The sequence below is a fragment of the Flavobacterium ajazii genome (assembly GCF_010614725.1).
Lineage (GTDB): Bacteria > Bacteroidota > Bacteroidia > Flavobacteriales > Flavobacteriaceae > Flavobacterium > Flavobacterium ajazii.
The window spans coordinates 438,951-458,631 of record NZ_JAAEHL010000001.1; the positions used below are offsets into that span (position 1 = coordinate 438,951).

Annotated in this window: 17 protein-coding genes; 10 read left to right on the top strand and 7 right to left on the bottom strand. The window is 31.2% G+C overall.

Annotation, left to right across the window (positions count from 1 at the left end; genetic code table 11):
• Window positions 1–4: 4 nt before the first annotated feature.
• Window positions 5–643, bottom strand: a complete 639-nt coding sequence (locus GWR14_RS01750; protein WP_163407225.1) for a rhomboid family intramembrane serine protease — start codon at window positions 641–643, stop codon at window positions 5–7.
• A 112-nt stretch (window positions 644–755) separates the two neighbouring features.
• Between GWR14_RS01750 and GWR14_RS01755 the strand changes: the two genes are divergently transcribed.
• Window positions 756–1,628: a lysophospholipid acyltransferase family protein gene (locus GWR14_RS01755; protein ID WP_163407226.1), complete on the top strand. Its 873-nt coding sequence runs from the start codon at window positions 756–758 to the stop codon at window positions 1,626–1,628.
• 50 nt (window positions 1,629–1,678) lie between these two features.
• Here GWR14_RS01755 and GWR14_RS01760 read toward each other — a convergent pair whose 3' ends face one another.
• Both GWR14_RS01760 and menD read right to left on the bottom strand, forming a co-directional pair.
• Complete coding sequence (locus tag GWR14_RS01760) at window positions 1,679–2,533, bottom strand: CvfB family protein (protein ID WP_163407227.1); 855 nt, start codon at window positions 2,531–2,533, stop codon at window positions 1,679–1,681.
• Window positions 2,534–2,646: 113 nt separating this feature from the next.
• On the bottom strand, window positions 2,647–4,308 hold the full coding sequence (gene menD, locus GWR14_RS01765) for a 2-succinyl-5-enolpyruvyl-6-hydroxy-3-cyclohexene-1-carboxylic-acid synthase (protein WP_163407228.1): 1,662 nt from the start codon (window positions 4,306–4,308) through the stop codon (window positions 2,647–2,649).
• A 176-nt stretch (window positions 4,309–4,484) separates the two neighbouring features.
• Between menD and GWR14_RS01770 the strand changes: the two genes are divergently transcribed.
• The 3 genes from GWR14_RS01770 to GWR14_RS01780 all read left to right on the top strand — a co-directional run bounded on the left by GWR14_RS01770 (window position 4,485) and on the right by GWR14_RS01780 (window position 7,186).
• Window positions 4,485–5,660: a thioredoxin family protein gene (locus GWR14_RS01770; protein WP_163407229.1), complete on the top strand. Its 1,176-nt coding sequence runs from the start codon at window positions 4,485–4,487 to the stop codon at window positions 5,658–5,660.
• Between the two features lie 13 nt (window positions 5,661–5,673).
• Window positions 5,674–6,171: a GNAT family N-acetyltransferase gene (locus tag GWR14_RS01775; protein ID WP_163407230.1), complete on the top strand. Its 498-nt coding sequence runs from the start codon at window positions 5,674–5,676 to the stop codon at window positions 6,169–6,171.
• 67 nt (window positions 6,172–6,238) lie between these two features.
• Entirely contained in the window at window positions 6,239–7,186 is a 948-nt protein-coding gene (locus tag GWR14_RS01780; RefSeq protein WP_163407231.1) for a tRNA dihydrouridine synthase, read from the top strand.
• A gap of 49 nt (window positions 7,187–7,235) precedes the next feature.
• Here the strand turns inward: GWR14_RS01780 and GWR14_RS01785 are convergent, their stop codons facing one another.
• Window positions 7,236–7,820: a glutathione peroxidase gene (locus GWR14_RS01785; protein WP_163407232.1), complete on the bottom strand. Its 585-nt coding sequence runs from the start codon at window positions 7,818–7,820 to the stop codon at window positions 7,236–7,238.
• Window positions 7,821–8,587: 767 nt separating this feature from the next.
• Between GWR14_RS01785 and GWR14_RS01790 the strand changes: the two genes are divergently transcribed.
• From GWR14_RS01790 to GWR14_RS23830, 5 genes are all read left to right on the top strand, one after another.
• Window positions 8,588–9,118: an RNA polymerase sigma factor gene (locus GWR14_RS01790; protein ID WP_163407233.1), complete on the top strand. Its 531-nt coding sequence runs from the start codon at window positions 8,588–8,590 to the stop codon at window positions 9,116–9,118.
• A complete protein-coding gene (locus GWR14_RS01795) occupies window positions 9,118–9,906 on the top strand; it encodes an anti-sigma factor (RefSeq protein ID WP_163407234.1) in 789 nt (262 codons plus the stop codon). The genes GWR14_RS01790 and GWR14_RS01795 overlap by 1 nt, the downstream gene beginning before the upstream one ends.
• Before the next feature lie 398 nt (window positions 9,907–10,304).
• Window positions 10,305–11,690 (top strand): T9SS type A sorting domain-containing protein, encoded by a 1,386-nt coding sequence (locus GWR14_RS01800; RefSeq protein WP_163407235.1) that lies wholly within the window; start codon window positions 10,305–10,307, stop codon window positions 11,688–11,690.
• Between the two features lie 376 nt (window positions 11,691–12,066).
• Window positions 12,067–12,327 carry a Rossmann-fold NAD(P)-binding domain-containing protein gene (locus GWR14_RS23825; protein WP_246236257.1) on the top strand — a complete coding sequence of 87 codons (261 nt, stop codon included), beginning with the start codon at window positions 12,067–12,069 and terminating at the stop codon, window positions 12,325–12,327.
• The gene (locus tag GWR14_RS23830) at window positions 12,293–12,706 is read left to right on the top strand and encodes a Rossmann-fold NAD(P)-binding domain-containing protein (protein ID WP_246236258.1); all 414 of its coding nucleotides are present in this window, start codon (window positions 12,293–12,295) and stop codon (window positions 12,704–12,706) included. The genes GWR14_RS23825 and GWR14_RS23830 overlap by 35 nt, the downstream gene beginning before the upstream one ends.
• Window positions 12,707–12,839: 133 nt before the next feature.
• Here GWR14_RS23830 and GWR14_RS01810 read toward each other — a convergent pair whose 3' ends face one another.
• Both GWR14_RS01810 and GWR14_RS01815 read right to left on the bottom strand, forming a co-directional pair.
• The gene (locus tag GWR14_RS01810) at window positions 12,840–14,534 is read right to left on the bottom strand and encodes a phospholipase D-like domain-containing protein (protein WP_163407236.1); all 1,695 of its coding nucleotides are present in this window, start codon (window positions 14,532–14,534) and stop codon (window positions 12,840–12,842) included.
• Window positions 14,535–15,226: 692 nt separating this feature from the next.
• On the bottom strand, window positions 15,227–15,781 hold the full coding sequence (locus GWR14_RS01815) for an NAD(P)-binding domain-containing protein (protein ID WP_163407237.1): 555 nt from the start codon (window positions 15,779–15,781) through the stop codon (window positions 15,227–15,229).
• A 192-nt stretch (window positions 15,782–15,973) separates the two neighbouring features.
• Here GWR14_RS01815 and GWR14_RS01820 point away from each other — a divergent pair, with 192 nt between their 5' ends.
• Complete coding sequence (locus GWR14_RS01820; RefSeq protein ID WP_163407238.1) at window positions 15,974–18,997, top strand: ligand-binding sensor domain-containing protein; 3,024 nt, start codon at window positions 15,974–15,976, stop codon at window positions 18,995–18,997.
• Here GWR14_RS01820 and GWR14_RS01825 read toward each other — a convergent pair.
• The gene (locus GWR14_RS01825; RefSeq protein ID WP_163407239.1) at window positions 18,994–19,623 is read right to left on the bottom strand and encodes a response regulator; all 630 of its coding nucleotides are present in this window, start codon (window positions 19,621–19,623) and stop codon (window positions 18,994–18,996) included. The genes GWR14_RS01820 and GWR14_RS01825 overlap by 4 nt on opposite strands.
• Window positions 19,624–19,681 lie beyond the last annotated feature (58 nt).

Sequence of the window (19,681 nt, forward strand, 5' to 3'; positions counted from 1 at the left end):
AGCATTACAATTTGCCTAATTTCGCCATTACAAAAAGTATCAAAATAGGAATTGCGAGTAAAATTGTCATCAAACTATGATCTGCCATCAATGACGGCTCTTTTATCAAAGTAATCAAATACCCTCCTACAGCTCCTCCAAAATGCGCCGTATGACCAATATTGTCATTCTTGGCTTTCATACCATAAATAGAATATAGTAAATATGCTATTCCGAAAACATAAGCTGGCATCCTTATAATAAAATATAAATCTACACTTGAATTTGGTTGAAGCAAAATAGCCGAATACAAAACTCCTGTTACAGCTCCTGAAGCGCCAACAGCTCTGTAACTATAATCGTTTTTATGAAATATCATAGTAAGTAAACTTCCGAAAATCAAACTTCCAAAATAAACTAAAATGAATGAAAAATTTCCTAAATAAGCAATAACTGTTGGAGCAAAAAACCAAAGAGTCAGCATATTAAAAATTAAGTGCATCATATCAACATGCAAAAATCCGGATGTAAGCATCCTTAACTGCTCACCCGAGCGAATACTTCCGACATGAAATTCGTATTTTCTGAAAAAAGCATAATCATTAAAACCTTTGTAACTTACAAGGACATTGGCAACTATAATTCCGACTAAAATGGTATTCATAAAAAATATTTATTGTGAAATGTAAATATAATCATTCTTAAACAGAAGTTAGCAACAAGCCAAAATATCACAGGCTATTCATTTTTACTTTATATTTGTGAAAAAAATTTACATGCAATTTCTTGTTTATATTTTAGCCTTCCCTTTTCTCTGGCTTATTTCCATACTCCCTTTTAGAATATTTTACTGGTTTTCAGATTGTGTCTATTTTCTGGTGTATTATATTATTGGCTATAGAAAAAAAGTAGTACGCGAGAATCTGGCTCTAGCCTTGCCTCATTTGAATGATGCTGAAAGAAAAAAGATTGAAAAGAAATTTTATCAGCATATGTGCGACATGTTTTTAGAAATGATCAAAACAATGAGTATTTCGTCTGAGGAGATGGAAAAAAGATTTCATGTCACTAATGTTGACCTGATATTAGATTATGCAAAAAAAGGGAAAAGCGTTATATTGGTAGCTTCTCATTATGCAAGTTACGAATGGCTTTTGACAATTAATCCAAAAATTGGTTTCCAGGGAATTGCTGTTTATAAAAAACTTGCCAATCCTTATTTTGATAAACTGGTTCGAAAAATCCGTTCAAAATACAATACCGAATTGATTCCAACAAAAAATGCAATTCCGCTGATGGCACAAAATCAGCGTGAAGGAAAATTGAGTTTATACGGATTAGCAAGTGATCAGTCTCCTAAACTGGACCGCATTTTTCATTCAAATGATTTTATGGGAATTGAAGTTCCTGTTCATACCGGTGCTGAAATGCTTGCTAAAAAATATGATTTAAGCGTCATAATGGTTAAAGTAAAAAAAGTAAAGAGAGGTTATTATGAAGCTACTTTTCTTTCTCTTGCCGACAACCCAAAAGATTTTGAAGATTTTAAAATTACAGAAATGTATATAAAAGAAGTCGAAAAACAAATTTATGAGGCACCTGAATATTATTTATGGACGCACAAAAGGTGGAAACACCGAAAAAAATAAAAAAAGCTCAAAAGTTAATATGACTTTTGAGCTTTTTTTATGGAGTTAACTTATTCTTTTACCAAATAAATTCCATCCTCTTTTATTTCGATGAGTTTTTCTTTGTATAAAGCTCCAATTGCTTTTTTGAACGTTTTTTTACTCATTTTCAAAACTGTCTTAATGTCTTCAGGATGCGAATTGTCATTTAAACGTAAAAAACCACGGCTAGCTCTTAATTCATCTAAAATTTTCTCTGCATTTGGTTCAATACTTTGGTATCCCTGAATTTGTAAAGCAACATCTATTTTATGATCAGGACGAATGTTTTTGATGTAACCGCGCATTCTATCACCGGTTCTTATCGAATCATCATATACTTCATCTTTATACAACAATCCTTTGTGTTGTTCATTGATGATAACATTGATTCCTATTTCAGTAATATGCGAAACGATCAAATCAACTTCTTCTCCTTTTTCAACCGTCAAGTTATCATTACTCAAAAACTGATTGGTTTTGCTGGAAGCTACTAAACGTTTTGTCTTTTCATCCATATAAAGATAAACCAGATAACGTTTTCCCTTTTCCATTGGACGAGCCTGCTCTTTAAAAGGAACCAGAATATCCTTTTCCATTCCCCAATCCATAAAAGCCCCCACCTGATTGATATAATTCACTCTTAAAAGAGCAAATTCATTTAGTAAAATATACGGTTCAAGCGTAGTAGCAACCGGGCGCTGTTCATGGTCCAGATATATAAAAACGACAAGTTCCTCTCCTATTTCAAATTCATTCGGAACATATTTATTAGGTAATAGAACATCATGAATTCCTTCAGGGTCTTTTTCAGGATTTCCTAAAAATAAACCAACTTTGGTATCACGTAAAATGGTAAGTGTATTATATTTTCCTATTTCAATCATATATTTTGAGTGCTAAACAACTAAGTCTTTAAGCTGCAAAGGTACGAAGTTTGAAAGTGTTTAGCCAAAAAAGTTATTCCTGACTAAACACTATAAATTATTTTTATATAAACTTAAATCAGTTCTTTAAAAAACTGTTTAAGGATAACATCATTTTCAGCAGTTGGGGTAAAGATTTCTAATATGCCCGGAGCATCATTAGCTGCATATAAAGATTTTATATTTTTCTCTAATGAAGCTGCATCTGTGGCTGTAAAATAATTTATTTGATACATTTTTGCCAGATGTTCTGCCGTTAACTGATGTGAAGTTTCGAAATAAATATTAAAAACAGGTTTTTCTTCATGACCCGGTAAAATCCTGAAAATACCCCCTCCTCCATTATTGATAAGGATAATTTTGAAGTTTTTAGGAATATAAGCGTTCCACAAAGCATTGCTATCGTATAGAAAACTAATATCACCGGTAATAAAAACAGTTTGTTTTGAACTTCCCACCGCTGCTCCTACTGCTGTCGATGTACTACCATCAATTCCGCTGGTTCCTCTGTTGCAAAAAACTTCTATAGACGAATCTATATCAATTAATTGTGCATACCGAATGGCAGAACTGTTACTTATCTGAAGTTGACTGTTTTTTGGCAAAGATTCAATTACCTTTTCGAATACTTTAAAGTCGGAAAACGGAATTTTATCTAAATACTTTTTCTTTTTAATTTTTCGCTGCTTATAAATGGCATTAATTTGCTCAAAATAATCACTTTCTGTCAAAATAGTTTTAGAAAATAAATCTTTGAAGAAATTATTTGGCTGCATTAAAATATGTTTTGTCAATGCATTAAATGTATCGTAGGCACGTAAAGTATCTATATGCCAATGGTGTTGCGGCTTGTATTTTCGTAAAAAAGCTTTAATACGTTTTGACACTACCATTCCACCGAAAGTCACTAAAATTTCAGGTTCAAACTCCTTAAAATCAGCATCATCAAAAGGTGTAATTAAAGTATCGATACTATTAACAAAATTAGGATGATACAAATTAGAAGTCGTTTCTGTAAGCACCACTACAGACGGGTCTTTTGCCAGATTTTCTATTATTTCTTCATCAATTAAGTCTGCTTCATTTACACCAACTAAAATAAGTTTTCGTTTAGCGGTGTTCCATACAGAAACAAATTCATCAATATTTTCGATTGTTTTTGTCTCTGCAATTTTTTCTAAACTGATAATTTTCGGGTTAACAGAAAGCGTTTCTGTTGTTTCATATAAAGGTTCTTCAAAAGGAGCATTGATATGAACAGGTCCTTTTTGAAGAATGGCTGTTTCTATGGCTTCGTTTATTTTTAAATCATTTTCCTTAGAAGCTTCTTCTGTTAAATTGGCATTGAAAACCGAATGATTCTGAAAAACATTTTGTTGACGGATTGTCTGTCCATCACCAACATCAATCTTACTTTGCGGGCGGTCTGCCGAAATTACAATTAGCGGAATCTGGCTGTAAAATGCTTCGGCTATGGCCGGATAATAATTTAATAATGCAGATCCTGAAGTACAGACAATTGCCGTTGGTTTTTTAGTTTGCTGGGCAATTCCCAATGCAAAAAATGCAGCACAACGCTCATCTGCTATACTGTAGCATTTAAAAGCATCATTTTGTGCAAAACCAATTGTTAAAGGAGCATTTCGGGATCCCGGAGAAATTATGATATTATGGATTCCTTTTGCTGAACAAATTTCGATAATACTTTGAGCAAGCGGTATTTTGGGGTAAATCATTCTAATGACATATTATTATTTAAGAAAACCAACTACTGAAATTTTCTTTTTTCTGAACACAAAGTTACAAACTTAACGCCTGATTTAACTTATATCTTAGCAAGATATTAAGACTGTTTTTAGAAAAACGGAATATATTTGTAAAATTGAATTTTCTCTGTTAAAATAAACACTTTATGCGTTTCTTATATCTACTTTTTCTTTTTGTTTCTCTACAGGTTATAACTGCTCAAAATCAATTTAATACTGATGGGCTATCCTATAAAATTGCTTTAGAAAATGCTAAAAAAGAGAACAAACCAATTTTTGTTATGCTATACGCTGACTGGTGTCCACATTGCAATCAGATGAAAAAAGAAGTTTTCAGCGATTCGAATGTTATGAACTTTTTAAATAAAAATTACATATGCATCTGGAAAAACATCGAAAAAGAAGAAGGTAGTGCTCTTAAAAATAAATTCAGTACCAAATCTCTTCCTGCTTTTTTGTTTTTAAATTCTAATGAAACACTTTTATATGCATTAAAAGGCGAAATGAAAACACCTGAATTTTTAGCCGAAGCAAATTATGCTTTGAATCCTAAATTTCAGCTGCCATATTTAGAAAAAGAGTTCTTGGCTGACTCAGGCAATTCAACAAAGTTCTTTACTTATCTGAATACATTAAAAAAAGGGAAAGAAAGAACAGAATTGTCTGCTCCAACTCATATTTACCTTAATACCCAATCTGATCAGCAATTGATAAGTGAAACAAACTGGCGCGCTATTGCAAATGGTGTTACAGATATTAATTCACGTGAATTTCAGTATGTTTTAAAACATCAGAAAGAATTTGCTGCAGTAGCATCTCAAAATCGTATTGATAAAAAAAATGAAAATATTGTAAACGAACTGCTTCGCCCTCTTGTAGATAATTTAGATACCATAAACTACTACAAACAAAGAGAGGTTGCAAAATCAATCCGTCTTCAAAAAACAGATTCATTAGTTTTTAAATTTGACGTAACACTTGCTGAACGCACAAATAACTGGGATTTTTATAAAAAAACAACTCTTGAAAATACTGAAAAACTGGTTTGGAATGATACCAGTTTCCTAAAAGAAATCGGTCAAACCTATTTAAAACATATTAGTGATACTGAAAGTCTTAAGAAATCTATTTTGTGGATCAAACATTCTTTAGAATTAAATAATTCATACGATGGAAATCTACTGGCCGCCCAACTTTATAATAAAATTAAAGACAAAAAATCAGCTTTGAAATATGCAAAAGACGCCAAAGCAATTGGTAAAGAAATGGGCTGGAATACCAAGGATGTTGACACTCTACTGACAGAATTAAACGCAAAATAAACTACACTAAAAAATGAACCTGAAACTTAGACCTGCAGAAAACAAAGATTTAGAAAAAATTCTTGAAATTGTTAATCATTCGATTTTACATACCACAGCAAATTATAGTTATGACATTCAGACTATTGAAGTCCAGACTAAATGGTTTGAAGACAAACTGGTTAAAAATCTCCCTGTTATTGTAGCTGATTTAGACGGAGAAGTTGTAGGTTTTGGAAGTTATGGGCAATTCCGCGAAAAAATTGGGTATCAATATACAGTAGAACATTCTGTTTATGTAGTAGATCATGTAATTGGAAAAGGTATCGGTTCAAAACTCTTAACTGAATTAATCAGCCTGGCGAAAAAACAAGGTTATCACGTTATGATTGGGGCTATAGATGCAGACAACGCCGGAAGCATTGCTTTTCATGAAAGATTCGGATTTGTCACTACCGGAACAATTCGTGAAGTCGGTTATAAATTTGATCATTGGCTTGACCTTGTTTTTATGCAATTAATTTTAGAATAATTAATTTCAATTTTTAAATAAATAATAAACGCTTAACAAATAGTATCTTCGCACCTTTGCAAATATTATGGACTTTACCCTGCTCTCTTCGCCTTTACAAGGATTTACCGATTTTCGTTTCAGAAATGCCCAAAACAAAATTTTTGGTGGAATTGATACTTTTTACTCTCCTTATATTCGTCTGAATGGAAAGTTGGTTATAAAATCATCTTATGAAAGAGATCTACTTCCCGAAAACAATATTGGTTTAGAGGTAATTCCGCAGGTAATAACAAATGATGCAGATGAATTTTTATTTGTAGCAAAATATGTCCGCGAATTAGGTTATAAAGAGTTAAACTGGAATTTGGGCTGTCCCTACCCAATGGTCACCAAATCAGGAATGGGTTCGGGTTTAATTAAAAATACAGACCAGATCAATCATATTCTAGACAGAGCACACTCAGAAACTGATATTATTGTATCCATGAAAATGCGTTTAGGATATGATACAACGGAAGAAATTCTGGATGTCTTGCCAATTTTAGACACTTATCCAATTAAGAATATTGCTATTCATGCACGAATTGGCAAACAATTATATAGAGGTGGTGTACATCTGGATGCATTTCAGCAATGTATCGACAATACAAAGCATAAATTGTATTATAACGGAGATATTACTTCTGTAGCAAAATTTCATGAAATGCAGGAACGTTTTCCAACCATAGATTATTGGATGATAGGGCGTGGTTTGATTTCTGATCCTTTTTTACCTGGTATGATCAAAAATAACACATTTGAATATCCTCAAAACAAAATGGAATTATTCAGTGAGTTTCATGATACACTATATGCTATTTACGGTGAATCATTATCCGGACAAACCCATATTCTATTGAAGATGTATCATTTATGGGAATATTTTGCCGAAACTTTTTCAAATCCGCATAAAGTATTGAAACTAATAAAAAAAGCCAAAAGCTTTCGAAATTACGAAGCAGCTGTTGCTTCTATTTTCAAAAACGAAAAATGAGATTTTCAGTTTCCTAAAAATCTCATTTCAAATTATTTTTCCTTAAATATTATCCTTTTATCCAATTCACGATTTCAGGATCTGTAGGCAACGTTCTTGGTTTAATCACTTTTACCAATTCACCTTTTTCGTTTATTAAATATTTCTGAAAGTTCCACTCTACTTCAGAATCCTGCAGGCCGTTTTGTGATTTATGTGTCAGGAATTTATAAATTTCACACATATCATCACCTTTTACAGAAACTTTATCCATCATTGGAAAAGTTACACCATAATTTTGCTGGCAAAAAGCTGCGATTTCCTTGTTTGTTCCCGGCTCCTGAGAAGCAAAATTATTAGCAGGAAAACCTACAATTACAAAACCTTTGGATTGATATTCTTTATACAAAGCTTCTAATTCTTTATATTGAGGAGTCAATCCACATTTTGAAGCCGTGTTTACAATCATGATTTTTTTTCCTTTTAGAGAAGAAAAATCAAAAGTATCACCTGATAAATCCTGTACTTTAAATTGATAAATGGTTTGTTTTCCCATAACTTTTTCTGTGTTAGGTTTTTTGATACTTGTTTGAGCCTGAACTTGTGCTGCTATTAAAAAGACTGCACTACAAACTAAAAATGCTATTTTATTCATCACTTATTTTTTTATAAAATTAATCAATTCTAACTGAAATCAAGAACCCTAATATTCATTTTTTAATGTAGAAAGATTAAAAAAGTAAAGCCTAACGTTAATCAGGCGTTAGGCTTTACTTACAAACAAATCAAACCATGAAATTAAATTTATTATTACTAAGTACATAATAAATATTCTTAATTACGGAAGACTAAACAGTCCAGCACTACTCATTAAACTGAACTGTTCTGCTCCCGTCCCCAAAATTTTTATTTTTTTTAATTTTATAAACTTTCTTATAGTTGATGCTTCGGATGTTAAAAATTATTATAACTGAGACATTTGTATTCAGGTGATTTACATAAGTGGTATTTGGCAAATACCCAATTTATCAACACATGCCTTATTCATTATTATAACTTTTCATTGGAGTCCGAAGACATCAACTAAGGCTTTATTGCTTAAAATAAAATCTTTTAAAACTTATAGGTATAAAATATATTTATTGAAACAATTTTATATTCCTCCACAGTTTTTTTTGCATTCAATTAATTTAGTCTGCTATTAAGGTCAATATTAAAATCTATGTTGTAATAGCATTTACGTAAAAGGTTTGTTTTTGGTTTTAAAAAAAGTAAAAAAAATCTCGTTTTTTTCAATATCCCTTATTTCACAGGGCTTTTAAGCGATAAAAAAAATAAAAAATAACAGAAAAAATAAATTATCTTTATAATGAGTCAGTAAAAAGTAAATTAAACTTTGTTAAAACTTTAAATCTAAATTTTATGAGTCAGGAAGAATTATTAGCTTTAATCTACAAGAAAGACGAAAGGGCTTTTACCCACTTGTATGATATGTATTCGAAAAGTTTGTTTTCGGTCATCAACGTTTTAATAAAAAACCGTGAAGAAGCCGAAGATGTTTTGCAGGAAGTTTTTGTAAAAATCTGGAAAAACATAGATACTTATAATGAAGGAAAAGGGCGTTTTTACACCTGGATTCTTAACATTGCCCGAAATACTGCTATCGACAAACTCAGGTCTAAAAATTTTAATAACTCACAAAAAAACCTTTCCTCAGATAATTTCGTACATCTGTTAGACGACAATAACAAAATCAATAATAAAATTGACATTATTGGAATTCAGGAATTTGTAAAAAAACTAAAACCAAAATGCATTGAGATTATTGATTTGTTGTTCTTTAAAGGATATACCCAGCAAGAAGCTTCAGAAGAATTGGCAATGCCACTGGGAACTATCAAAACACAAAACAGAAACTGTATTAATGATTTACGTAATTATCTAAAAATATAATGGAAGCACAAGAATATATAGAATCAGGAATTCTGGAACTTTATGTATATGGTTTATTGACCGAAACTGAAAATCTGGAAATAGCCGAAATGGCAAAGAATAATACCGAAGTTGATAACGAAATTATTTCGATTGAAAAAGCTATAGTAGCCTTGTCATCCAGTTTTTCACCTTTCCATTCGGTAGCGAATTTTGAAAAAATAAAAGCCCGATTAGAATTGAAACATGGTAAAGTTGTCGAAATCAAGCCAACTTCAAGCCGAACACAATATATCGGCTGGGCTGCAGCAGTATTATTATTGTTAGGATTAGGTTATCAGACTTTAGAGCTGACAAAAACTAAGGGCGTTATTGCAACTGTTGGCAATGAAAAAAACAAAATTGAACGGGAATTTGCTTATTTAGATAAACAAAATAAAGAAACCGAAAAAAATCTGACAATCGTTAGAGATATTAAAAACACAGGAGTAACATTAGGAGGTCAGGCTGTTTCTCCAACATCTTTTGCAAAAGTATATTGGAATAAAGACACAAAAACTACCTATATTGACGCTGCCGGTCTGCCAAAACCTCCAAAAGGAAAGGTTTATCAGGTTTGGGCGCTTAAATTAAGCCCGGTACTAACACCAACTAGTATTGGTTTACTGAGTAATTTTGACAGTAATAACCAAAAAATATTTGCTGTAGATCAGACTGTTTATGCAGAAGCTTTTGGTATTACACTGGAACCCGAAGGCGGAAGTGCCAGTCCAACAATGGAACAATTATATACTTTAGGAAAAGTATAATTTTAGAAAAAATAAAGTCTTTAATTAATCCTCAAATTGAAAAGTTTGGGGATTTTTTATTTAGAAAAAATCTTTGTTCAATCAAAGGTGTTTTTGAGATTCCCAATTTTCCAAAATGATTTAAAAATTAATTAAATCGTTTAAGCAAAGTGAATATTATTTTCTCGGCTATCAGTACCTTACCCATTTTTTGTAGCTTTTCGAAAAAAGGTTATCTAAAATTAATTTATTCTTATAAATATTTGAGTTAACCATATATTAACTCAAAACTGTACTTTGCAATCATAATTATTTTATAAAAATATTTATTATAAATTTTATTAGAATTAAATTTGTGCAATCGATTACATTAACCACTTGTAAACAAATTAAAACAATCTAAAATTTATTTTTTAACAATGAAAAAAACACTACCCCTAATTCTTTTCCTACTTAGTTTTTCGGGCATTTTTGCTCAGAATTACTACATGTCTGCACCTGAAGGTTTTGGTGCTGCTGCAACCGGAGGCGGAACTCCAACTGCTGCTAATACTGTTACTGTTACTAATTACGATCAATTAACAGCCGCTCTTAGCTCCAAAACAACTGCTAATTCAGTAATTTTGGTCTCTGGCACTATCATTTTTCCTAAATTATATAAAGTTACACTTTCTAACAAAACAATAATAGGGCTACCAGGAGCAAGATTCCAAAATACTCAGATTATCGTTGGCGATTCCCCAGCGTCAAAAGCCGTTTCCGGAATCCTTTATATCCAAAAAACTTCTGACAATGTTATTATTAGAAATATTATTTTTCAAGGCCCTGGTGCCTATGATGTTGATGGTGAAGATAATCTTACTAACGAAGGCACAAATGTATGGGTTGACCACTGTGAATTTCAGGATGGAATGGATGGTAATTTTGATATTAAAGGAGCAGCTGATAATATAACTGTTTCGTGGTGTAAATTTACTTATCTTAAAGCTCCGACAGCTGGAGGTTCTGGAGGTTCTGCTGATCACCGTTTTTCAGATTTAGTAGGATCAAGTGTTACTGATGCCCCAACAACAGATGGAAGATTTAGTGTTACCTTTAAAAACTGTTATTGGGCTGACGGTTGCAAAGAGAGAATGCCTAGGGCCAGAAATGCAGAATTACACCTATTAAACTGTTATTACAAAACATCCGTTTCAAGTGCTAAAGCAATTGGTCTTGGTGCAGGAAATAATGGTACTACCTGTTATGTAGAAGGTTGTGACTTTGCGCAGATAGCAACGCTATCAAGCCCTGTTTCTGAGGGTACGGATCCTACAAATGTAGGACTAACTGCTGTTGATTGTGTAAAAGGAATACCATCTGTAGCTGTAAATCCAAGTTATGGCAAAACTATTTCAAAACCATCTTATGTCTACACTACGTTTGATAATGTTGAGGATGTAGCAACTTACGTAGGAAATGCTAATTGCGGTGCAGGTGCTACACTGCAGGTTACAGCTACTGGTGTAATATCTTCAGGTTGTGATACAAATTTAGGAGTTGATAATAATGAAGCTAATTTAGAAGTTAAAATTTACCCAACTGTTTTAGATAATGTTCTAAACATCGAATTTTCAAGTATAGAAAATGGTAAAGCTGTTGTTGATATATTTTCTTCAAACGGAAGCAAAGTTTTAACCCTTTCAAAAAGTGTAACAGCTAATGAGAAATTAGAATTAAATGTTGCAAACCTTTCTACAGGAATTTATGTATGTAAAGTTCAAATTGATAACAGAGTTAAAACTTTTAAGGTTTTAAAAAATTAGTTTTAAACTATCAATAATTAAACCACTCTGAACTGAAAGTACAGGGTGGTTTTTTTGGTGAATGACTGAAAGTATTTCAATTTTGAAAACTTTTATCAATGATAAAAAATCAAAGATTATATTTTATTGTGTACTAAAGTGCTGCAATAAATTGAAGGGTTTTAAACCCAAACCTGAGACTAATAAATTCCATCGGTCAATTCAGTATTAATCAGGCGTGTAGGTTATTTGGTTTTGTTCAAATAAAGTTCAAAGTTTTGGATTACGAAAAAGATTAGATAATTTAAAGAGGAAAAAATCTATTTTCCTAACTCTCTGAACGGATCCTTTAGGTGATAAAAAATGCTTATTTTTATTATTCATTAAAAACCAATATATGAAAGCATTAGTCATTGGGGCCACAGGTGCTACAGGAAAAGACCTTGTAAACGTTATGCTGCAGGATTCTGATTATAAAGAGATTGTGCTTTTTGTTCGACGCCATAGTGGAATAAAACACCCAAAATTGACTGAGGTTTTAACCGATTTTGATAAACTGGAAGAAGTATCATCATTCATTAATGGAGATGTTTTTTTTTTCTTGTTTAGGAACTACGCTAAAAGTGGCGGGCACAAAAGAAAATCAGCGGCATATTGATTATGAAATTCCGTTGAAATTTGCAGAAATAGCAAAAGCTAACGGTGTTTTGAAAGCAGTTTTATTGTCCGCATACGGAGCTTCCTCTACAAGCAATGTATTTTACTCCAGGATAAAAGGAGAATTGGAAGACAAGATTGCCAGCCTGGCTTTTAATTCTTATATTATTTTCAGACCCGGACTACTGCTTCGTAAAGACACAAACCGAATGGGTGAACGCATAAGTGCATTGGTACTAAAATTTTTAAATGTATTAGGTTTAATCCGTAAATTTCAGCCAATGCCAACTTCTCTACTCGCAGAAAAATTAGCGAAGTCTCCCAAAATTTTACAGTCCGGAAAACATATAATAGAATTAGATAATATCTTCAGGTTTTGATGTTGATTTTTGATTTATTGTCGAATAATGGCTTGATAAAACCAGTGTTTTAAATATATTTAATATCTAAAACTTGTTGTTTTTTAGTGTTTTAAATAGGGATATTTCAATTTTTAATTAAAGTTTTTTGATTTTATTCTATGTCATCGGTTTTCATATCTATAAACATTTTTTTTCTTTTATATTTGAGTCCATTTGGGTTATAAAATGAAGACACCCATTTAGAAGATTCGGTTTTTAAATGTATGGGATTCTCGGTACCAGGTTTTTCAGACATTTTTAGAGCTGTATATCTTGCATAGTAATGATTGAATATTCGAATGAATTCTGTAAAGTACAAATCAGAAACTTCTTTATTTCCTCTAATAACAAGTGTATTTTCATCATTATTAGCAATAGAATTATCACTAAAATTCGCAGAACCGGTAATAACTATAGGGTCTTCACTAAGTGGATCAATAAGAAGGATTTTGTTATGGATAAAATTAGTTCCTATATTTCCTGGCTTTGAGTTTAATAGAAATCCCGCATGAGTTTCTTCCAGCCAGTCATAGAGTCCGTCTTTGAGGTATGTTCCGTAAACAATCACATTATCAAAATCGTTTGTTACCAGACTTGTATTTTTATCTTTTTTATCAATTATGATATACTTTAGATTATCTGTGGTATCGATAATTACTTCTTTCATTTTCTTGCTGAAAGAGAAGGGAAACATACCACATATCAGTTGTTTGGATGCATCCATATAATCGGCGTAAGTCTGTAGAATATTTTTCTTTTCACGTGGACTAAAGAAAACAGTCACACTATTTTTAGGAATTTCGTCATAATCAAGATCTGGCTGAATACGGACTGTTTTTTTGTCAAGGATATCATTCAAAGGATCCTCTACCAATTCTTCCCAATATTTAAAATATTTTTCTGCAATTTTTGTGTTTCGTATTATATGTCCAACGTTGCACTGCCCAAAAATTCCTTTAGGAGTAATATTTGTTGACCCGGTCCAAACTTCAATTGGCTGATCATCTTTTAATAAAATAATAAATTTATTATGCGCAATATATTTTTTTTCAGTTTCTGCTTTACGTGGAATCATAATTTTTCTTAGCAAACCGGCTTCATTTATGGCAGTGTTATTAGCTTCTTCTTCTCCTCTGGAGTCATAAATTATTTTGACATCAACTCCCCGCTCCTCACATGCTGCTTTAAAACTTTCCAATACTGGCAGATACTCAAATTCATAAAAAGCTGCCCGAAGCTTATATGAACTATCCTCTGCCTTATCAATAAAACCGAGTAAAGCCTCCTCCAGACCTCTAGAAAGCCATTTTAATGCTTCTGCAGTCTCTGTTTCGGTCATATCATTCGAACCGGGTCTTTTATTTTTGAACCTTCTGGCATAAGCAAGGCTTCCTGCAACCCCTCTGTTAAAATAAACTGAATGTTCTCCTGTATCTTCCGTAGGTGTTGTGAATCTTATAAAGCATGGTTCTTTATAAATAAGATATTTAGGTTTTCCGTAGACAGGGGTAACGATATAAGAATAATCATGATTACATTTTACACTGAAATCTTCCCACAAAAATGACTGTACCGGATGTTCATAAGTACTGTAAAGCTGACCTTCATGGGTATTGTCGGCAGTTTCTTCAAAATATTTAAATCCCTTGAGATAATATTTTTCATTCTCTGTATGATCTTCTCTTTCGATCGCAAATCCAAGAAGTCCTTCAGTCAGGCTTTTTTCCATTTCAAAGGAAAGCAGAACAGCTGAAGTGCCAATTACTGCCGTTATTTCCAGTCCGTTTTGTTTTGCTCTTTTGCGCATTTTTTTATTTTTTATTAATTAAATCAATACTTTAACTTAAACTTAAAATATATAATGGGAAGAATGTGGTATGTGAGTAAAAAAGGTCTAAGGCGTACAGTAAAAAAACGCTGCAGTAATACAGAAACTCTAAATTACGCAACTATAAAATACTGACAATGAGTAGTTTTACGTGTTTTTCTTTTAGTAACACAAATTTAATATGATACAATCTAAAGTTCTGATTTTGTGACTAAACTTTGATGTAATAGATGAACAGTATTTTTTATAAGTATTAATTTAAGTGGAATAAAAATAAATCTGTTTTTTTAATCTTAATTAGTTTTTTTATTTTGAAAATTTAAATAATAAATATTAAGCCTTTTAAAGAAAGATAATTCAAAAAGTGATTAATGTATCGAAAAATAATAAAACAGGTCCTAAATCGCAATTATTAAAGTTTTATTTAATAGTTTTTAATTATTTAATTTGTATTTTTAATAATAAAATATTATTATTTTGTGTTTTTTAAATTTATCTCTTTATTTCTTATTATAGATAATATATAAAAGGGGCACTCCCTCAGAAGTGTCCCTAATATAGTTGTCTTATCCTTGGGGCTGGTTAAAACAACAAATGTATTGTATGAAAATTGATTAATAGAAATAAGTTTTATGAATTTCGATCAACTGTCATATAATTTTCTAAATCATTTAATTTGCCGAATAAGTCAATATAGGTGGCAGATAGAGTTCTTCAAAATCAACCCCTGTAAGTTCAAGAGTTTTAAAAAAAGTTTTTACTTTATTTTTAGCCTGACTGTTTGTTCCTGTAAAAAAAATTTCATTTTCATTTTGCTTTAAGAACGAAAGCATGTCCTGATTTGCTATGTTAAGAATTTTTATCACATGGGCTTCAGGTAAAAGTGAGGCTATTATTTCACTTGATGATTTTACTTTTGAATTTGGTTCCAAACATTCTAAACTAAAAATAGGATTACTGGCATGTATTAATATTTTTTCAGTCATATCGGGTAGATCAGTCAAAAACAGCTGAAGATCTTCCCGTGGGATAAATAATATGAGTATTCCTGCTTTTGCAGCTTCATTTTTTGCAACCAGTTTTATCTTAGGCCCCATTTTTTGTATAAGATCTTTTAAATGAGAATTCTCCCGGGAATGACTAATTAGCACCTGATGTCCCGACTTAGCAGCTCTGTAAGCAAAATCTATAGTAAGACTGCATATACCTATAATTCCTATTCTCATATTATTAATCTACTTTTGATGTATTAAAATTCAATCGTTTTCGTAAATTGATTTAAAAACAAATATAGCAGTATAGAATATCTAGAAGCATATAAAGCTTTACCAAATAAACCTACATATGTGTAGATTTAAAACTACAAATTGCAAATTATAATTTATGTTTGTTAAGTTTGCGCGTTTAAAATTAGTCAAATGTCAAAAACAAGAGTTTTCTTTTCTTTTCATTATTACTGTTGTTTTTTGATATTGATGACAACAGTAAAAGGAATTTGCCAGCAAAATTATATTGCGAGATGGTTTACAGCTGATAATAATGAATTACCTCAGAGCAGTGTAAAAGCAATCGTTCAGGATAAATACAATTTTATATGGATGACTACCGAAAATGGGCTGGTTCGTTACGATGGCAATAATTTCCTTCCTTTTAATGCATCTACAACAAATTTAAAACATAGTCGTTTCACTGATATTTTTGGAAACATCCAAAAAGATAGTTTGTCAAGCTTTAACGAAAGTAAAAAAGAACTTGTACTCATTAAAAAAGGAAAGGTGCAGGTTTTAAAAAAAGATCAACCGGTCTATAAGATTATCCGTAACAAAAAACGTTTTTTCTTTCATGATGGTCTGCCTTCCAATTACACTATCAATTCATTTGAGCCTTATTACGTTAGATTGGCAAATGGAAATCTATTTTTTATTGACACTCAAAAAATAGAATTATGCGATGTGAAATTGCGAAGCATTTATAAACATGCTTTTAAGCACAATAGTGTTTTTAATTTTTTTTCACTAAATAATACTCTTTTTTATCTCTATGATAATGGGAATTACGATTATTTTACTAAAGGGAGAAAATCTTCAGGAAAATTAAAACTGCCTGTAAACAAAGGGAAATATAAGTTATATTGGAATATCACTACAGGTCAGGTTTTCTTACTAGTACAAAACAAACTTTACTTTTTATCCGGAGCTAACAATCAGTTGACTGCAGAACCAATTGTCGAATTCAGAGAATTTGAGAAAAGTAATATTATTTCTATTTATTATGATCGTAAAAACCTAAAGTTATATTTAGGAAGCAGTACAAACGGGCTGTGTATAATTTCTTTTCCTGAATTCAAAACTGTTAAAAAAGATCCTGAGAAAAATGAGGTTTATTATGGTGCCACCGCATTTAATGACAGTACAATTGTTACAACAGAAGGACTAATTTTAAACAACAGAAAAGTTATTGATAGTATTTCTTTTGTAAAAAGTGATTTTTTAGAGGAAAAACTAAGTATTGTTAAGGATGATGACAATAATATATGGCTAGGCAGAAGACGTAAAGTATATTGCTATTTAAAAAAATTCGGTTACAAAAAATATAAAACCTATCATTTTAGTCAAAATCCAAAAACGTTATTCAAAGATCATAGCAACACGATATGGATAAGTATGGGAGAAGATGAATTTCATAAAGCTAAATTATATTCTATAAAAAACAGCATAATTTCTCTTGCTGCAATTTCTAACAATAATATCAATTTTATAGCAGAATATGATCAGAATACACTTTATTTAGGAACAGAAAAAGGTTTATTAAGGTTTAGCAAAAATACAGGGAAAATATATTTTGTAAAAAAATCCGAAAAAATAAATATCAGGGGTATTTTTGTTGACAGTGAAAAAAAGGTATGGCTGACAACTTACGAAAAAGGATTTTTTCTCTACGATAATAACCATTTAAATAGTTTCCCTGCTGATGAAGATCATTACCTCAATTCTTCACATTGCATTATAGAAGATAAAAAAGGATTCTTCTGGATTCCTACCAATAAAGGTCTTTTCCAGGTATCCCGAAAAGTATTACTTAATTATAGCAAAAATAAAAAAGGCAATATCTATTATCATCAATACAATAAACAGGATGGCTTTTTAACCAATGAATTCAATGGCGGATGCCAGCCAAGCGGTAATTTGCTTAAAAATAATTATATTGTTTTTCCATCAATGAATGGTTTTGTTTTTTTTAATCCCTATAATGTCTCAACAATACTGCCTGGCAAAGAACTTTTTATTGACAAGGTTATCTTAGACCAAAAAGTACTCGTTCCAAAAGATACGATTGTGCTCGAAAACAATTTTCAAAGGGTAAGCTTTTTACTTGCTTATCCTTATTATGGAAATCCTGAAAACATGACGATTGAAGCAAAAATGGACAAAATTGGGCTTGATCGCTGGGAACGGATTAAAGATGAAAAATCGATATCTTTTACTACTCTTCCCCCGGGAGAATATAATCTGACTATTCGAAGTCTGTGTGGGTTTGATACCAATTATATATACAAAAAAGTAGTACTGATTGTTCCGGCAAAATTTTATCAGACCATTTGGTTTGCTATTTTTTGTGTTATTCTGTTTATTTTATTTATAATATTTATCTGGTATGTAAGATTGCATTATATCAAATTAAAAAGAAAGAAACTGGAGTATATTATTGCTAAAAAAACTAAAAAATTAGCAACTGCAATTCACAAGCTGGAAATAGCTGAAAACGATTTAAAACAGGAAATTAAACAGCATGAAACGTTGGTGAAAAGTATGAGTCATGATATAAAAAGCCCTTTAAAATTCCTTTCTGCTTCTATAAACCATTTGTTTATAAATGAAACGATCCAGGATAATATCAAACTAAAACAAAAGGTAGAAACAATACAGGCTTCAACGCAGCAGCTCTATGAATTTGTTGAAAACCTGATAAAATATTCTTCTATTTTTATGGAAGGAAAAAAACTTGAGGATAAAAGTTATTTTTTATATGATCTGATTGAACAAAAGATTCAGATTTTTGAAAAAATTGCAGAGGCAGAAAACATTCAGATCCTTAATAATATAAATCCAAATCTGGATATCAGAACAAATAAAAAAGCACTGTCAATTATCATTCATAACCTGATAGACAATGCTATAAAAAATACAAAAAACGGAACAATAGAACTGCTTTGTTCAACTCAAAAAAACATTCTTACGCTAAAGATTATCGATAATGGAAAAGGGATGAGCCAGGAACTTATTGATTATTATCTTGATTTTTATAAAAAGCCTATTGTAAAAAACTATCACTTAGGCTTACACATGATTATAGAACTTCTTATTATTATTAAAGGAAATATCAATATTGCAAGCGCAATTAATGAAGGGACAACTATTGAAATAATGGTAGAATATAATTAGTTTTCAGAAGTTTTACAGAGATTAATAAGCTCGACTATATTGCTAATTTTAAGTTTTTCAAACACCCTGGCTTTATAAGTACTTACAGTAGACATGTGAAGGTTTAGTTGATTTGAAATTTCAAGATTGCCGTTGCCGTTGATGAGTAATTCAACAATTTGAAGTTCTCTTTTTGATAAAACACCCAATGGATTTACAGCTTTTCTGCCTGTTTGAATTTCAAGCAGTTTGTTAACGAGTTCAGGAGAAGCATAAGTTCCGGATTCAAGAATTGAACTTATAGCAAACATCATTTTTTCTTCACTGCATAGTTTGTTCAGATAACCATTGGCACCAGAAGAAATGTATTTTAAAGCATATTGCTCTTCTTCATGGGCTGAAAAAACAAGTATTTTAATTTCAGGCTGAATCTCCCTTATACTGGTAATCATTTCTGTACTTCTTCCCCCCGGAATATTAATATCCAGAATGACCAGGTCAAAAGAAATGTTTTTTAAAAGTACAATGGCTTCAAAGAAATTTTCTGCATTTGAAATTGAGACATCTTCAAATTGTTTTTCTAAAACCATTGCGACTCCGTTTCGCACAACTAAATGATCATCAACTATTAAAATTTTCTTAGTCATAGTAAATTAATTACTACAAAATAACGGACTAAAATTGAAACATTTTAAATTTTGATAT